Genomic DNA, 13,653 nt, shown 5'->3' with positions numbered 1-13,653 from the left:
CCCTGTCTCCTCTCTCGTCGCTGCCGGTCAGGCGTTCTGCTCGGGGTGCTCGCCGCCGTGCTCCTCGATGAGCGCCCGCACGTCCTCCACGGGCACCTCGTAGAAAAGGCGTCCGTCGTCGGGCTCGTCGCCCTCGGTGAGCAGCAGCTCCCAGCTGTCCTCTTCGAGCCAGCCGTCACCGTCCCCGGGCTCGACGCCCTCGGGCAGGTACACCTCCAGGTGCGTGTACGGGCCCGCGTAGTCGGCGGGCTGGCCGCCGCTGCCGGGGCAGGGCAGGCAGGCCACCCCCGGCCCGGCGCTGACCATGACGCTGAGGCCGTCGGCGAGGCGGATCGTGACCGGGGCGGCCGCGGTGCCGGTGGCGGCGACCTGGTCGAAGCGCGGAGTGCTCATGGCGTGGTTCTTCCTTTGCTCGTGGCGGGGGCCGGCCCCAGGTCGGGGCCAGGCCGGGAGAGGGTCAGCGCGGGTAGCAGTCGGCGTGCATGAGGAGCCAGCAGGCGAGGTTCAGTGCCGCGTTCGCGCACTCCTCGGCGAGCGGCAGGCCGGGCCGCGCGCTGAACGGCTCGTCGATGTAGCTGCCGTCGGCCGCGTACAGGGAGGCCGTCCAGGGCTGGGTGTGCTGGTCGGCGGGGCGCATGGCGTCCTCCCCGGAGTGGAGGAACACCCTCGGCCCAGTGTGGGCGTCGCCCTCGTCGGCCGTGCGGTCGACGGCGACCAGGACGTACGTGACCCCTCGGTCGTTGACGAAGAAGGAGGGGATCCCGAAGACGGCCAGGGCGGCGCGCAGCATGTCGCCCTCGGTGGGGCCACCGGACGCTGCGGCCTTGGTCGCGGTCTGGAACAGTCTGGTCAGCCCGTCCTTGGGCTCGCCGGTCAGCCCGGCGGAGATGAACGCGGACCGCAGGACGGCGTCGTCGTACGTGGTCAGCTTGGTCATCACCTTCTCGGTGACCTCCAGGTGCGGCTCACACGCGGCGAGGCCGAGTCCGCTGCTGGCCTCAACCGAGGTGGCGGCCTGGGTGGTGCGGCCGAGGATCTCGCAGGCGACGCACGGCATCGTGAACCAGCTCGGGAAGCCGCGGACGTGGATGGTGAACGTGATCATTGGGGTGCTCCTATCTGGGGTCGGGCGGGTCAGCTGGCGAGGTCGGCGGGGGCCTTGCCGCGGTTGCAGGGCCGGTCGTTGTCGACGGCGACGGCGGCGGCCAGGCGCTCGTGCTTGCGGTGCAGGGCGATCAGCCCGGCGAGGGCGGCGTTCAGGACCTCGTCGTCGCGGGCGTTGAGGTGGTTGTGCTCGACGATCGCGAAGCGGCGGGCGCGCAGGTCGGCGTCCTCGCGGGCGAGCTGCATGCTGACCGCGTTCAGCGGCTGCATCTCCGGCAGCCGCCCGCTGACCGGCGCGGTCACGTAGCCGAGGATCGCCGCCGGGATCATGAAGTCGTGCCCGGTAAGCAGCTCGGTGGCCTCGCGCAGGGCGTCGGCCGCCGGCTGCGGGAACTGGCCGGGCTCGTCGACGGGGGACGATTGGATGGCGATCGCCGCGTCCTCGATGGCCCCGGCGAGCGTCTCGATCATGTAGCGCTGCGGGTGGTACGCGCGGCCGCGCACGACGGCGGCGAGCTGCATCAGACGGCGAGCGGTGGCGACGTACGGGGACATCTGCGGTTCTCCTTCGTGATCAGGCGGCGGCCACGTACTGGGCGGCCACGGCGTGGTAGCAGCGGACGGAGCGCAGGCCGGCCGGGCAGTTGCACTGGCCGGTGGCGGCGGTCCGGTAGACCTCCGTGCCGTCGTCGGCGACGACGAGGAAGATCCGGTTCTGGCGAAGCGGAATGACGGCGCCGAGCTCCAGGAGTTCGAGGGCCCTGGCGACCTGCCACTTCGGGTTGGTGGTGTCGATCCGGGCGTTGCGGCGGACCTTCAACCGGCACTTCGGGCCGTAGCCGTCGGGCGAGGGCTTGCGGAGCGGGCGGCGGCACTTCAGGCACCTGCCGTGCTCGGTGGCCTTCGTTGCGCGCATGTCCCGCTCCGTCTCAGTGGTGGTGGTTTGAACTACTTTCATTCTTTCCGAATCAGCTTGCCCTAGCCAGTTTTAACAAGCCGATTCAGTAAAGGTGCCGCAAAGAAAACCGCAGGTCATGGGCCTGCGGCTGCCTCGCCTACTGCCTTTCGGGCCGCTTGCAGTCGTCGTGCCGGTAGCAGTTACAGTGCCCGCAGCCGACGCACATCCAGTCGGCTTCCAGACCGCACCGGCCGCAGCCGCCGGTCAGCTCCAGCTCCAGGGCGTCGACGAGGATCAGCCGGTCGATCGGGTTCTTCGGGTTCAGCGCCATCGGTGCTCTCCATTTCTCTCAGGCGGTGGGGGCGGACAGGGCCCGCTCGACGGTGACGACGTCCCAGGCGGCCGTCGCGAGGGGAACCGCGAAGGTCCACTGCTCGCGGTAGGTGCGTCGGCGGTCGTCCTCGGTCGCGCCGTGGACCAGGGCCCACCACTCGCCCTCGACCTCGTCCGCCCCCGTTGCCCGGGTGCCGGTATCGACGACGTTCAGGCGCGCGCCGAAGGCGTGTAGGACGTCACCGGGCTCGACCAGCATGCGCGGCACCTCGATGGGCACCGGGCGGCCGGACGCGATCCTGGCCGTCTGAGCGGCGGGCACGTCAGCGAGCGCGTAGCCCAGCTCGATGGCAACCTGCTCGGCGTGCTCGACGCTGGCCGTGTACCCGCCGCCGCAGTAGTCGCGGGCGGGCTTGCCCAGGTGGGCGTAGGCGTTGAAGTCGCCGTACTGCTGGGTGATGGCAACGGGCTGGATGACGACGACGATGCCTACGACGTGCTCGGACTCGACGACCAGGACGTCGCCGTCGGCGACCTGCTCGCGGTCGGCGGCGGTGCGGGCGTCGGCGCTGCTTGCGAAGTGCCACACCTTCGGGCCGACCGCCTGGGCGGCACGGGCCTTGTCGGCGGCTTCGGCGAGCTGGCCGAACTGGTATGCGGCTGCGGCCAGGGGGGAGGCGGCAGCGAGACGCTCGGCGTAGGTGCTCATGATCGGTTCGTTCCTCTCCGGGAAGGGCTGGCCGCCCGCCGGGAGCGGGCGACCGATGAGGCTGGGCTTACTGGGCGCGCTCGATGATCCGGATCGTGTCGGTGTAGAGGCTGTCGACGCCCTTGCCGTCGCTGACGACCGTGCGTTCGCGGCCGTCGCTGCCGGTGCCGTGGGACCAGGGCTTGCGATCCAGTCGGCACCGGAGGACGGAGCCGTGGGTGCTTCCGGCTGCGACGCCTTCGACGAGGTCGCCGGGCTGGAGGTCGAGTTCGTCCGTGGTGGGCACGGGCCCTTCCTTCCTGTCTGGGGATGGTGTGTGGTGCTGCTTCCATTCTTTCCGAATTGGATTGACCTAGCCAGCTTTCACAATCATATTCAGTAAAGTGATCGCAAAGGTTCGACGTCTCCGCCGATGTTCAGCCAGTTTGGTCAAACCGTCTCGTGAAAGACTGGAGCCATGCCCAAGCCCTATTTCGGCAAGCAACCGCTGCCCGAGTACAAGCCCAGTGACACCGTCCGCGCCGCCCTCAAGGCGTGGGAGGAGGCTCTCCAGCGGGAAGAGGAGACGCGCCATGCTGCCCGCAAGGCACTGGCCGAGGAGCTGAAGGCTGACACCGATCTCCCATACGCGGCCGTCGCCAACCACCCGCTCGTGCCGTGGACCGAGGCCACCCTGCGCATCATCGGTACCGAGTACGGCGTCCCGCCCCGTCAGCCCAACAAGGCCAAGAAGCAGGACTAGCGCCGACAGCAGGAAGGGCCGCACTGGAGTCGTCCAGCGCGGCCCGTCGCCGTTCCCGTCAGCCCGTCTTGACCCAGACGCCGATCAGCAGGGCTACCACGATGCAGACCGAGGCGACCTTCTCCCAGGTCTCCAGGTCGCTCCACCGGGTCGGCGCGTACTGGACGGGGATGATCTCCTCGCCGTCCGGGTGGTGACCGCCGTGGAAGTCGTTCCGGTGGTCCCGGCCTTCGGCGCGGGCTTCCGTCTTCGTCTCGACCGGCTCCGACGTCGTGCGGCACTGCGGACACCGGTACGCGTACGGCCCGCCTACGGGCGCCCTCCTCACTCGCGTCTCGTCACCGCTCATGATGGAGGACGCTGCCCTCAGCTGGCCCATGGTTCCCTGCCTTTCACGCCGCTTACGGACTGTTCGGTTCGCTGCGCCGGCCGGTCATTCGACGTCTTCGCGGCGCTCTATCACCCACGCGGCCGGGCCACGATCGGGGTCGTTCTTCACCCGGTATCCGCGTGCGTCGTCCTCTTCCGTCCATCCCTCGGGGAGCCTCCGCGGGGGTCTCCGGTCGCTCTTCGGGACACTCTTCACCCTCGGAGATTTCCGCAGGTCAGGGCCACTCTCCGGTGGCGGAGAGTGGCCCGGAGAGTCCTTCTGGGGCCCTTCAGGGGAGGGGAGCGGGGGCAGCTGGCTGCGGTGCACTCCAGCCCGCCCGGCGATCCCCCTTGCCCGGAAGGTGCGGGAGGGGTCGAAGCCTGCCTGTACGAGCACCTTCCGCAGCTGCATGTCGTCGGCCTCGGCGAGGCCCGGGAGACGCACCCGCATGGCCGGTCGGAGGACCCCCAGGTGGACCCCGTTGTCGTCGCCGATCAGCTCCCGGATCAGGGCCGTCAGCGGGGGCTCCGCTGAGGCCTCCACGGGGGCCTCGGCGGGGGTCTGGTCGACGGCCTCGATGGGAGTGTCCGCGGGGGCCTGCTCGGAGGGCCGGCGCAGCCATTGGGCGAGGCCCTTGCGGCGGCCGGTCGGTGCGCTGGCCTCCGGGGTCTTCTCGGTCGGCTCGGGCTGTTCCTTCTTGGCCTTGCCCAGCTTGCGGTCGAAGAAGCCCAGGCCGGTGATGGCGGCGGCCAGGAACCACAGCTGGACGACAACGACCAGCGCGAAGGCGCCGAACTGCTGCACCGTGTGGACGAGTGCGAGGAAGAGTGCGACCACTCCCCCGAGCCGGACCGGGATCGAGAACTTCTCCCCGTAGGCGCCGGTCAGCCAGCCGGTCAGCAGGCCGGCGAGGATGCGGTTTCCCTTCCAGCAGGACCGGACCAGTGTGGCGATCCCGGCGAGGGCGCGGACGCCGAGCCAGGCCGCAGGCTTACGGCCCGCTGCCACGCCTCGGCGGGCGAGGCTGAATGCGGCCTTCGGGTCGGCGTACGGGCGCAGATCCGGGATCACCAGTGCGGGGATCTTCTCCCGCCTCTCCCCCGGCTCAGGCTCAGGCTCGCCGGGCTCACGAACGACGGGCTCAGGCTCGTGAACCTCGTGAGCCTGAGCCTGGTCGGCCGTAAGCCCGGCGGCGAGCTGAGGCTCGCCGTCCGGGCCGGGCGCGTGCGTCGTGGTGGTCATGACGCGAAGTGCTCCGCGATTGCATGGATGCGCTGAGCCAGGGTGCCGAACCCGCCGCCTGCGCCCGCCATGAGGTGAACCAGGATGATGCCGATCACGGCGACCTGCCGCCGCGTGAGCCCGACCCAGGCCAGGAACACCAGGACCAGCAGCACGAGGCCCGAAAGTGTGATCCCGGGCAGGACAGCGTGCGCCAGGCCGACGCCGTCCCCCATGATCAGCTGGGGGACGATGTTGAACGGCCATCCGGCCGCCGTGTACGAGGTACCGGCGAGCATGGCGAGGCCGAGCGTCCACCACCAGCCGAGCGGCTTCGCCTTACCGGCCTTCTGCTCCTTGGTGCCGAGGATCAGCACCGCGGTGAGCACGACGGCGAAGGAGACGATCCCGAGCGTGGGGATCAGGGCTTTCACTGTTCTGTCCTTTGCTTTGCGAGGGGTGGCGGGTCAGGTGTTGGGCTTGCCGTACAGCAGGGCGCCGACGATGAGACTGACGGTGAGGCCGCGGGTCGCCCAGGCGATCAGGAACCAGGACCGGCGGGTGGCGCGGTCGAGGCTGAGCGCGATGACCGCTGCGACGCCCCAGAAGTAGACGTCGGGGTTGTCCTGCAACGGGCCGCTGTGCTGCGCGACGCTCGCCGTTGCATCGCGGGCGAACTGCGGGATGCCGAAGTACCAGCCTGCGGCGAAGCCGCTGCCCGCGTACAGCACCCACTTCCGGTGCTTGGGGATCGCCCCGATCAGCTCTGCGAGCGACCGCTTCTCGACGGAGCGGTGGAGCGGGACGGGGGTCGCGAACGGCGGCCGGGTGGGCTCGCGGTCCGGGCGGCGCAACCGCGCGGTCCACTTCCCCCGTCGCTCCTCCCCCGCCGGTTCGTCGTCCTCTTCGGCGTCCTCTCCGTGGTCTTCGCCCAGGTCATCGGGCTCGTCGACGTCGCCCGGGTCGGAGTCCTTCCGCACCATGCGCAGGCGGGGGCGGCGCGGCGTGGAGGCCTCGTCGGCGTCGTCGTCTGCCTCGGCGGGCGCGGGCTCCTCCCCCGGGCCGTCGTCCTCCTGGACGTCGCCGGTGTCGAGGTCGGGCTTCCTGGTGCTCCACCAGTCCGGCAGCCGGGGCACGCTGGCCCGGCGCGTGCCGGGCCCCCCGACATCCGGCTGGTAGTCAGGCATGGGTGGGATCTCGGCGGCGGGCGCGGGCTGCGGCTCCTCGTCGTCGGCGGCGTGGCCGGCGGGGCGGACGCCGAGCTTGCGCAGCGCGGTACGGACCGCAGCCTCGTCGTCGAGCTCACTCATGGCTGGGGTCCTCGGGTCGCCTCTGCGGGCTGGGGGCCGCCGCCGTCTGCGGGCCCGTCAGGTCGTACCGGTGTGGGACGCGGGGCAGGCCCGGTCACACCGGCTGCGAGCGTCAGGTGCGACGGGGGGCGGCCGATCGGATGCGGCGTTGGACGGGGGAGATCCGGCGTCGGACTTGCCGTCGAACGTGTGGGAACCCGCATCGGACTTGCCGTCGAACTGGTCGGAACCGGCGTCGGACCGACCCTGTAGGCGATGGGGACCGTCGTCTGCGCGGTGCCATGTGCAGGCCACTGACCAGGGTCACAGCGTGTGATCCAGAACCGTTCGATCGTCGGACGCGTGTGCATCGGCACGGCGCCGGCGTCCCACACCTTCCGGTAGATCCCGGCGACGATGAGCAGCGCGGATCGCACGGCATCCGACAGGTTCATACCCGTGGCGAGCATCGTCTCAAGGTCGTCATACATCTGGGCGTCGACCTTGACCGAGGCGTTCTTACCGACGGCGGGCGGTGTGGTCATGGTGTGATCCTTTGTGCTCGGTCGGACGTGAAGCCGGGCCCTCGTCGGGGGTAGTCGAGGACCCGGCCGGTCAGGGGGCGGTCAGCGGCGGCGGCTGAACAAGCCCTTCTTCTCGAAGGCGAACTTCGTGCCGTCACCGCGGTCGCCGTTGCGCACGACGGACGCGCGGTGTCGGCTGCGGCGGCCCGCCGCCAGGTCGGCTTCGCGGCCTCGCCGGCGGGCGTTCTTGTCCTGGTCGCGGATCCGGGCGTACGGGCCGACGGCTGGCGTGTAGGTCGGGCCGCCCGTCAGCGCCTCGCGGATCCGGTCGAGACGCTCGCCCATCAGGCGCCCACCGGCCCTGATCGCGAAGGTCCCTGAGTGCGCTCCCGGACCTGCTTCAACTGCTGCCAGGCGGCAACCCCCTGGGCGCGGTCGTCGCGACCAGCCCGGTCCTGCTGGCAGGCCTCGACCGTCGCGGGCTGGGTGGCTATCGGGTTCGGCGTGCGTGTGCTGATCCGGCGGGTCACCGGCGGCCCCCCGTGGTGTTGCGGGCGGGGATACCGCGGGTCTGCTCCGAGGCCGGCGCCTTCTGGCCTTCGAGCAGCACGGACTGGTAGGTCGATCCGGTCCGGTTGCCGGACTGCGCCGGTCCGCCTTCGCCCGTGCTCGTCGCGCGGCTACGATCGCGCATGTTCGTCCTCCTGGTAGCTCAGGTGGTCGGACTGGCGCCGGGCGGGCCTCTCACAACTCCGCCCGGCGCCGTTCTGTTGACGGCTACGGACAGCTCCAGTCGCTGGGTGGGACCACGGGGCTGGAGCTGTCCGCGTAGAGACGGTTGGCCGCCTCTCCCGTCGAGCGTATGGCATGCCATACACTCGCGGCAAGCGGCCCGCCGCGCGAAGGGACGGGCATGGCTGACGAGTTGGCCGAGGAGACACAGAAGGTGATCGACGCCCTGGAGGCGATCGAGCGGATCGCGGACCCCGTTGCTCGCGCCGCAGCGATCAGCGACGTGCTGAAGTACGTCGAGAAGTCCGAGCCGCGCTGGCGCGATCTGCGGCGCGACGTCGTGTTGAACCTGCGATCCGACTCGGTGCCGTACCGGAGGATCGCCGCCATGATCCACACCTCCCTCGGCACAGTGCAGAGCATCGAGCGCGGCCACGCAGGCGCCTGGCGAACCAAGCCGCGCACGAAGCCCGGGAAGGGAGGAGAGGAAAGTAGTGGGGGTACAGCAAACAACGACTAGGGGACCAGCCGAGACTGTGGTCGGCTAGCTGTCCGTTCTCACAGAAGCCAGTCCCTGTCTCATCCAATCCAGTCGGGATACGGCTGGCTTCTCCGTCTCCCCCCAATGCGGGAATGGTGCCCGACGCCCGGTACTCATGGGTGGCGATCGCGGGGGGACGCATTGAGCATGTGTGCTCAGGGGAGTTGAGTACGCGACCGGATCACCACACGCGGGGCGGTGCGCTGGGATGAGGACATGAACCCCGCTCCGCAGCCCGGCGCAGCGCGCGTCGTCACCAGATGGTCCGTAGCCGGACTCGTCCTGCTCGTGCCGACCGTCGTCGTCGCGTGGATCGCCGTTCTCAGCACCTATCGCGGCGGCCGCTGCCTGACGTACGGCGAGCAGTGCTCGACGGTCCCGGGCGAGGCCCTCTGCGGCTGCTTCTGGGGCGCCCTTGCGGCCGGTCTTCTGGCACTGGTGTGGCCCCGAGCCAGGTGGACGGGCGCCAGGGTGGGGGTCGTCCTGCTGCAGTGGGGCGCTCAGATCACGCTGGGCGCGCTCATCCTCAGTGGCGCGTGACGTCCCCCTCCGCAGGCCACGCCGATGGTCCGTGTGCTCTCACCGAAACCAGTCGGCGTGGCCCGACTCGCGTCGACTGGATTGGATGAGACTGCGACTGACTTCGTTGAGAACAGACAGCAGCTGTCCTGTCTCAAACGGTCGTGGGCAGAGCGAGGTCGGTGACGTGCGATGCCCACGATCGTTTGAGACAGGCGCGGGTTCTTGTCTCATTTGATCGTGGGCATTCTGTGCGAATCGGTTCGGGCTGATCTCTGAAGGGCTTGGTCCTAGGTGGGGCTGGGTTGGCTGCTCGTTCGTGAGACCGCGTACGCCCCGCCGTCTGACAGATTCAGCCGATCCACTGACGCCAGCGAGGTTCAGGCGACTTGCAGCGGCCCGCACCAACCGCGAACCAGTAGGCCGCATCGGTGCGTTGCTCGGCAGTCCATTGCTTCCAGTTCGCGATGGTCATCAGCGGGTTCCCGCGGCTGTCGGAGCAATGCTCATGACCTGTGGATCGGTCTCTGGTTGGACGCGAAGGCGTACCTTCCCGAGTGATCGACTTCTGGTCATCGAGTAGGCCGACGTTGCACCGTCGGTCGGGAAGGCATGCCCCGTGCTGAGCGTAGTGAATGCCGATGGAACGACCGAGATCGGCTCTCTGATCGACGACATCGTCCGCGAGGGTGCGAGGCGGATGTTGGCCGCTGCTCTGGAAGCTGAAGTCAACGCCTATATAGCTGAGTTGGCCGATCAGCGTGACGAGAACGGGCGCCGCCTGGTGGTTCGCAACGGCTATCACCAGCCGCGGAAAGTCACGACCGTGGCCGGGGAGGTAGAGGTGAAGGCCCCGCGGGTGAACGACAGGCGCGTCGACGAGGCCACCGGCGAGCGGAAGCGGTTCTCCTCGGCGATCCTGCCTCCGTGGTGCCGCAAGTCTCCGAAGATCAGCGAGGTGCTGCCGCTGCTCTACCTGCACGGCCTGTCCTCCGGCGACTTCGTGCCCGCGCTGGAGCAGTTCCTCGGCAGTTCCTCGGCAGCTCCGCCGGGCTCTCGCCGGCAACCGTGACGCGGCTGACGGCCCAGTGGCAGGCCGACCACCGGGCATTTGGCGAGCGCAATCTGTCCGTCGTCGACTACGTCTACGTCTGGGCCGACGGCATCCACCTGCGCATACGTCTGCAGGAGGCGAAGTCGTGCGTCCTCGTGCTGATGGGTGTGCGCACGGACGGCACCAAAGAGCTGATCGCTATGGCCGAAGGCTACCGCGAATCCGCCGACTCCTGGGCCGACTTGCTACGGGACTGCGCACGACGGGGCGTGCGTGCTCCCGCCCTCGCGGTCGGCGACGGCGCCCTGGGCTTCTGGAAGGCCCTGGCCGAAGTGTTCCCCGAGACCCGCCATCAGAGGTGCTGGGTTCACAAGATCACCAATGTCGCGAATGCGCTGCCGAAGTCCGCCCAGCCCGGTGCGAAGAAGGCCCTCCAGGAGATCTACAACGCCGAGGACCGCGAGCACGCCGTAAAGGCGATCGCTGCGTTCGCGAAGACCTACAGCGCGAAGTTCCCCAAGGCCGTCAAGAAGATCACTGACGACGTGGATGAGCTGCTGGCCTTCTACGACTTCCCCGCCGAGCACTGGATTCACCTGCGGACCACGAATCCGATCGAGTCGACCTTCGCCACCGTCCGGCTGCGGACCAAGGTCACCCGGGGCGCGGGCAGCGCGGCTGCTGCCCTTGCCATGGTCTTCAAGCTCGTCGAGTCCGCCCAGGCTCGCTGGCGGGCCGTGAACGCACCCCACCTCGTCGCCCTCGTCCGCGCCGGAGCCCGCTTCGAACGCGGCCAGCTCGTCGAACGCCCCAGCAGCCAGGCCCCGTTCACGGCAGCCTGAATGATCACCACCGCGTGATCCGTCAACCGAGAGGTAATGATGAGGCTGTTGCTGAGCTCCTGGTTCCTGACCCCCGGCAGCCGACCGTCGGCACTGCCCGCCACCCTGGCCACAGGCAGAGCGGGCATCGTCTTGAACGCACTCGACGAGTACGGTCGCTCACGCGCCCGCGACTACGCCCGCGAGAGCCGCACCCTGGAAACCTTCGGCTACATCTGCGAAGAACTCGATCTCCGCGACTACTTCACCGCCCCCGAGGAACTCCCCAAACGCCTGGACGGCCTCGACCTCGTCTGGGCATTGGGCGGCAACGCGTTCGTCCTGGCCCGCGCCGTGGCCCAGGCAGGACTTCGCAATGCCCTCCAAAAGCAGCTGCATCGGCCCGAGTTCACCTACGGCGGCTACTCGGCAGGAGCCTGCGTCGCCGGACCGGACCTCCAAGGCATCGACCTCATCGATGACCCAACCATCCTGCCCAAAGGCTATCCGCCGACTACCGCACCGGAGTGCCTCTGCCTGGTGCCCTACCGGATCGTTCCCCATTGGCGATCCGAACACCGTGACACGGAAGGCGCGGAGCGAGTCGCCACCCATCTCGCCGAGCGCGGGCTGTCGCACCATTGCCTGCGCGACGGGGAGGCCGTGAACGTCCATGACACCACCAGGCCGGTCACCTGGCCGCCATCTTCTTGATCGACAGGTCTTGACTATTACTCCATGTTGATGTATTGCCGTACAAACGGCGAGAGGCGGGCCACGTCCTCGTCGCGGACGTCGAAGCCGTCCGCCCGCAGCTGGTTCACCGCAGCGTCCATGTACCTGGTGTTGAAGAGGGCGACGGCGTTGAGGACCAGGCCGAGCGCGCCGAGCTGGTCCTCCATGGACACGTCGACGCCGGACGGGTAAACAAGCATGCAAAGCCTCTGGTGGAGACGGTTCTCTTGGTCGAAAACCCATCTACCAGGGGCTTCACCCCCATGTCAGGCCAACTGGCAGACTGCCAGGACAGGTTGAACTCCTCATTGACCACCGGTCTGGCACATGCAAACCCGAAACATCATTTAGTCAGCTGGTTGCCCTGACAGGTGCACTGCTGCGTCCGTGGGGTTGACCGCTGAGCTCGGCATCCAGCGTCTCCTGAGCCACGCGCATGGCCTCGGCGTACACGGGGTCCTGCAGCCGCTTCCACATTTCGATCTCAGAGACGTCCTCAATGCAGCTGACTACCCACCAAATATTGCCGAAGGGGTCCTTGATGCGCCCTCCGCGCCGTCCGAAGGCATCGTCCGCCAGAGCAGTGACGACCTGGCCGCCGGCTTCGACGGCTTGTGAGAACGTCGTGTCCGCGTCGGCGACGAATACGCGCAGAAGGCTCGGCATGGTGGGCCAGTCCACGTGCCGGTCGAAGGCCAACACCACGGTGTCGCCGACTCGGATCTCACCGTGACCAATCAAGCCGTCCTCGGTCGACACCCGCCCGAGCTCCTCACCCCCGAACGCCTGGGTGACGAAGTCGAAGAATGCCCCCGTGTCGTCGGTGACGACCCAGGAAGCAACGGTGGTGTAGCCCTCCGGCGCGGCGCTGGCCTGCTCAGACATCACGGTCCTTTCGCTGATGTTGGTTGCCAGCAGCGACGCTAAGTGGCAAATAGGCCAGCTCCTGTCCTAAACACCGACGCGTTGGGGTCGCAACCGGTCCTACCTCACGTCTACTCCCAATGCTCTCGCCACCTCTTCGCCCTCCCCTCGGCCACGTCAACCTGAGGTTGGAAAAGGATGACTCTCTCGGCATAACCAAGTCCCACTGCAGAAGGCCTGAATCAACCTGAGTGGGGAGTCGGTCGTCCGCCTGTTCCTACAGGTCCGCTACGAGAAGGCGGTAGCCCACGTCCAATGTTTCGCGGTCGAGCAGGTCAGCATGCTGTTCGTACCACAGGCCGGATGACAGGTCGCTGGACAGCCGGGTCAGGCCCGGGCGAAGGACCTCCTCGCCGGTTTGGGCAAGCATCGAGATGCCTGCTCGTACTTCCGGATCGAGGTATGCCTCAGGTCGGCGCCAGAATGCGGCACCGAATCCGTCAGTGCAGTCGTGCGGGACCAGGACCTTCTCGATGCGGGCGCCTCCCAGCAGCGTGACTAGTCGGTCGATCAAGACCGCCCGTGTGTCGTCGAATGCGGCTACCTCCGGCAAGTACTCATCCAGCAGCCAGAACCTGCGGAAGATGGTCTGATCCCACGTGAAGATGACGACGCGCTGCCGCGCGATACGAAGGAGTTCCCCGATGCCCGCTTCCAGGTTCGTCCAGTGGTGCACGGTCAGTAGGGCCATCGCCGCGTCAGCCGATTCGTCGGCGATGGGGATCGACTCCGCGGATGCCTGCAGGGCCCGCGCAGATCCGGCCGGACGTTGGGCAATCATCACTGCACTTGGTTCAACCGCCAGCACCGTTTGCGGTGGTTCGTAGGAGCCGGCACCAGCGCCGACGTTGATGACAGTGCCAGCATCGCCGAGCGCCTCGTGGATCTTGACACCGATCCGGTGGTCAGGTCGGCGCGTGTGATTGTAGGTCGCACCGATGCGGTCATACGTCGTCACGACGGACAGTATGCCTCGTCACTCACCGTCTACCGTTGCTGATGAGCCATCCACAAGTATTGACAATTTCTCCGGCTGTCGGTTGGAGGGGCGCTGACGTTGATCGCGCAGTGTGGCCGCACGGTGCGGGTTGCATACCAGCCCGCCATCGCAAGGACAACGGCCGCGAGGCATAGCAG

At 68.4% G+C, this 13,653-nt stretch carries 20 protein-coding genes and 2 pseudogenes; 5 read left to right on the top strand and 17 right to left on the bottom strand.

Annotated features, from left to right (window positions below; genetic code table 11):
* Positions 1-27: 27 nt before the first annotated feature.
* The 7 genes from ACFXC1_RS50455 to ACFXC1_RS50425 all read right to left on the bottom strand — a co-directional run bounded on the left by ACFXC1_RS50455 (position 28) and on the right by ACFXC1_RS50425 (position 3,330).
* Positions 28-393 carry a hypothetical protein gene (locus ACFXC1_RS50455; RefSeq protein WP_381257035.1) on the bottom strand — a complete coding sequence of 122 codons (366 nt, stop codon included), beginning with the start codon at positions 391-393 and terminating at the stop codon, positions 28-30.
* Positions 394-457: 64 nt separating this feature from the next.
* Positions 458-1,105, bottom strand: a complete 648-nt coding sequence (locus tag ACFXC1_RS50450; protein ID WP_381257032.1) for a hypothetical protein — start codon at positions 1,103-1,105, stop codon at positions 458-460.
* Between the two features lie 29 nt (positions 1,106-1,134).
* Positions 1,135-1,659, bottom strand: coding sequence for a hypothetical protein (locus ACFXC1_RS50445; RefSeq protein ID WP_381257030.1), 525 nt, complete (start codon positions 1,657-1,659; stop codon positions 1,135-1,137).
* Between the two features lie 19 nt (positions 1,660-1,678).
* Positions 1,679-2,020, bottom strand: coding sequence for a hypothetical protein (locus ACFXC1_RS50440; protein ID WP_381257027.1), 342 nt, complete (start codon positions 2,018-2,020; stop codon positions 1,679-1,681).
* A gap of 139 nt (positions 2,021-2,159) precedes the next feature.
* Positions 2,160-2,333 carry a hypothetical protein gene (locus tag ACFXC1_RS50435; RefSeq protein ID WP_381257024.1) on the bottom strand — a complete coding sequence of 58 codons (174 nt, stop codon included), beginning with the start codon at positions 2,331-2,333 and terminating at the stop codon, positions 2,160-2,162.
* A gap of 18 nt (positions 2,334-2,351) precedes the next feature.
* The gene (locus ACFXC1_RS50430; RefSeq protein ID WP_381257023.1) at positions 2,352-3,044 is read right to left on the bottom strand and encodes a hypothetical protein; all 693 of its coding nucleotides are present in this window, start codon (positions 3,042-3,044) and stop codon (positions 2,352-2,354) included.
* A 67-nt stretch (positions 3,045-3,111) separates the two neighbouring features.
* Positions 3,112-3,330: a hypothetical protein gene (locus tag ACFXC1_RS50425; RefSeq protein WP_381257020.1), complete on the bottom strand. Its 219-nt coding sequence runs from the start codon at positions 3,328-3,330 to the stop codon at positions 3,112-3,114.
* 171 nt (positions 3,331-3,501) lie between these two features.
* On the opposite strand from ACFXC1_RS50425, the gene ACFXC1_RS50420 reads away from it, so the two are divergent.
* Positions 3,502-3,786 carry a hypothetical protein gene (locus tag ACFXC1_RS50420; protein ID WP_381257017.1) on the top strand — a complete coding sequence of 95 codons (285 nt, stop codon included), beginning with the start codon at positions 3,502-3,504 and terminating at the stop codon, positions 3,784-3,786.
* 58 nt (positions 3,787-3,844) lie between these two features.
* Here ACFXC1_RS50420 and ACFXC1_RS50415 read toward each other — a convergent pair whose 3' ends face one another.
* The 6 genes from ACFXC1_RS50415 to ACFXC1_RS50390 all read right to left on the bottom strand — a co-directional run bounded on the left by ACFXC1_RS50415 (position 3,845) and on the right by ACFXC1_RS50390 (position 7,884).
* Complete coding sequence (locus tag ACFXC1_RS50415) at positions 3,845-4,135, bottom strand: hypothetical protein (protein ID WP_381257015.1); 291 nt, start codon at positions 4,133-4,135, stop codon at positions 3,845-3,847.
* 84 nt (positions 4,136-4,219) lie between these two features.
* Entirely contained in the window at positions 4,220-5,398 is a 1,179-nt protein-coding gene (locus tag ACFXC1_RS50410; protein WP_381257013.1) for a hypothetical protein, read from the bottom strand.
* Complete coding sequence (locus ACFXC1_RS50405) at positions 5,395-5,811, bottom strand: hypothetical protein (RefSeq protein WP_381257010.1); 417 nt, start codon at positions 5,809-5,811, stop codon at positions 5,395-5,397. The genes ACFXC1_RS50410 and ACFXC1_RS50405 overlap by 4 nt, the downstream gene beginning before the upstream one ends.
* 33 nt (positions 5,812-5,844) lie before the next feature.
* Positions 5,845-6,687 (bottom strand): hypothetical protein, encoded by an 843-nt coding sequence (locus ACFXC1_RS50400; protein WP_381257007.1) that lies wholly within the window; start codon positions 6,685-6,687, stop codon positions 5,845-5,847.
* Between the two features lie 605 nt (positions 6,688-7,292).
* On the bottom strand, positions 7,293-7,535 hold the full coding sequence (locus ACFXC1_RS50395; RefSeq protein WP_381257005.1) for a hypothetical protein: 243 nt from the start codon (positions 7,533-7,535) through the stop codon (positions 7,293-7,295).
* Positions 7,536-7,716: 181 nt separating this feature from the next.
* Complete coding sequence (locus ACFXC1_RS50390) at positions 7,717-7,884, bottom strand: hypothetical protein (RefSeq protein ID WP_381257003.1); 168 nt, start codon at positions 7,882-7,884, stop codon at positions 7,717-7,719.
* Between the two features lie 219 nt (positions 7,885-8,103).
* Here ACFXC1_RS50390 and ACFXC1_RS50385 point away from each other — a divergent pair, with 219 nt between their 5' ends.
* Positions 8,104-8,442, top strand: a complete 339-nt coding sequence (locus ACFXC1_RS50385; RefSeq protein WP_381257001.1) for a hypothetical protein — start codon at positions 8,104-8,106, stop codon at positions 8,440-8,442.
* Positions 8,443-8,679: 237 nt separating this feature from the next.
* A complete protein-coding gene (locus ACFXC1_RS50380) occupies positions 8,680-9,003 on the top strand; it encodes a hypothetical protein (protein WP_381256999.1) in 324 nt (107 codons plus the stop codon).
* Positions 9,004-9,334: 331 nt separating this feature from the next.
* On the opposite strand, the gene ACFXC1_RS50375 is transcribed toward ACFXC1_RS50380, so the two are convergent.
* Positions 9,335-9,457: a hypothetical protein gene (locus ACFXC1_RS50375; RefSeq protein ID WP_381246907.1), complete on the bottom strand. Its 123-nt coding sequence runs from the start codon at positions 9,455-9,457 to the stop codon at positions 9,335-9,337.
* A gap of 144 nt (positions 9,458-9,601) precedes the next feature.
* Between ACFXC1_RS50375 and ACFXC1_RS50370 the strand changes: the two are divergent.
* Both ACFXC1_RS50370 and ACFXC1_RS50365 read left to right on the top strand, forming a co-directional pair.
* Positions 9,602-10,878, top strand: a pseudogene (locus ACFXC1_RS50370) (IS256 family transposase).
* Positions 10,879-10,926: 48 nt separating this feature from the next.
* The gene (locus ACFXC1_RS50365) at positions 10,927-11,571 is read left to right on the top strand and encodes a Type 1 glutamine amidotransferase-like domain-containing protein (RefSeq protein ID WP_381256996.1); all 645 of its coding nucleotides are present in this window, start codon (positions 10,927-10,929) and stop codon (positions 11,569-11,571) included.
* A gap of 23 nt (positions 11,572-11,594) precedes the next feature.
* Here the strand turns inward: ACFXC1_RS50365 and ACFXC1_RS50360 are convergent.
* The 3 genes and pseudogenes from ACFXC1_RS50360 to ACFXC1_RS50350 all read right to left on the bottom strand — a co-directional run.
* A pseudogene (locus ACFXC1_RS50360) lies at positions 11,595-11,756 on the bottom strand (Tn3 family transposase); the annotation flags it as partial.
* Between the two features lie 187 nt (positions 11,757-11,943).
* Positions 11,944-12,477: a VOC family protein gene (locus ACFXC1_RS50355; protein WP_381256993.1), complete on the bottom strand. Its 534-nt coding sequence runs from the start codon at positions 12,475-12,477 to the stop codon at positions 11,944-11,946.
* Between the two features lie 256 nt (positions 12,478-12,733).
* Positions 12,734-13,474 (bottom strand): class I SAM-dependent methyltransferase, encoded by a 741-nt coding sequence (locus ACFXC1_RS50350; RefSeq protein WP_381256991.1) that lies wholly within the window; start codon positions 13,472-13,474, stop codon positions 12,734-12,736.
* Positions 13,475-13,653: the final 179 nt, after the last annotated feature.

The organism is Streptomyces hokutonensis, from assembly GCF_042751305.1.
GTDB classification, from domain to species: Bacteria; Actinomycetota; Actinomycetes; order Streptomycetales; family Streptomycetaceae; genus Streptomyces; species Streptomyces hokutonensis_A.
The sequence above is the reverse complement of the archived record's forward strand: the minus strand, read 5'-3'. Positions and strand labels throughout refer to the sequence as shown.

Excerpts from the sequence above, each read along its gene's own strand:
- ACFXC1_RS50455 (WP_381257035.1), bottom strand. The coding sequence starts at position 393 with ATGAGCACTCCGCGCTTCGACCAGGTCGCCGCCACCGGCACCGCGGCC.
- ACFXC1_RS50450 (WP_381257032.1), bottom strand. The coding sequence starts at position 1,105 with ATGATCACGTTCACCATCCACGTCCGCGGCTTCCCGAGCTGGTTCACG.
- ACFXC1_RS50445 (WP_381257030.1), bottom strand. The coding sequence starts at position 1,659 with ATGTCCCCGTACGTCGCCACCGCTCGCCGTCTGATGCAGCTCGCCGCC.
- ACFXC1_RS50440 (WP_381257027.1), bottom strand. The coding sequence starts at position 2,020 with ATGCGCGCAACGAAGGCCACCGAGCACGGCAGGTGCCTGAAGTGCCGC.
- ACFXC1_RS50435 (WP_381257024.1), bottom strand. The coding sequence starts at position 2,333 with ATGGCGCTGAACCCGAAGAACCCGATCGACCGGCTGATCCTCGTCGAC.
- ACFXC1_RS50430 (WP_381257023.1), bottom strand. The coding sequence starts at position 3,044 with ATGAGCACCTACGCCGAGCGTCTCGCTGCCGCCTCCCCCCTGGCCGCA.
- ACFXC1_RS50420 (WP_381257017.1), top strand. The coding sequence starts at position 3,502 with ATGCCCAAGCCCTATTTCGGCAAGCAACCGCTGCCCGAGTACAAGCCC.
- ACFXC1_RS50415 (WP_381257015.1), bottom strand. The coding sequence starts at position 4,135 with ATGAGCGGTGACGAGACGCGAGTGAGGAGGGCGCCCGTAGGCGGGCCG.
- ACFXC1_RS50410 (WP_381257013.1), bottom strand. The coding sequence starts at position 5,398 with ATGACCACCACGACGCACGCGCCCGGCCCGGACGGCGAGCCTCAGCTC.
- ACFXC1_RS50400 (WP_381257007.1), bottom strand. The coding sequence starts at position 6,687 with ATGAGTGAGCTCGACGACGAGGCTGCGGTCCGTACCGCGCTGCGCAAG.
- ACFXC1_RS50395 (WP_381257005.1), bottom strand. The coding sequence starts at position 7,535 with ATGGGCGAGCGTCTCGACCGGATCCGCGAGGCGCTGACGGGCGGCCCG.
- ACFXC1_RS50390 (WP_381257003.1), bottom strand. The coding sequence starts at position 7,884 with ATGCGCGATCGTAGCCGCGCGACGAGCACGGGCGAAGGCGGACCGGCG.
- ACFXC1_RS50385 (WP_381257001.1), top strand. The coding sequence starts at position 8,104 with ATGGCTGACGAGTTGGCCGAGGAGACACAGAAGGTGATCGACGCCCTG.
- ACFXC1_RS50380 (WP_381256999.1), top strand. The coding sequence starts at position 8,680 with ATGAACCCCGCTCCGCAGCCCGGCGCAGCGCGCGTCGTCACCAGATGG.
- ACFXC1_RS50375 (WP_381246907.1), bottom strand. The coding sequence starts at position 9,457 with ATGACCATCGCGAACTGGAAGCAATGGACTGCCGAGCAACGCACCGAT.
- ACFXC1_RS50355 (WP_381256993.1), bottom strand. The coding sequence starts at position 12,477 with ATGTCTGAGCAGGCCAGCGCCGCGCCGGAGGGCTACACCACCGTTGCT.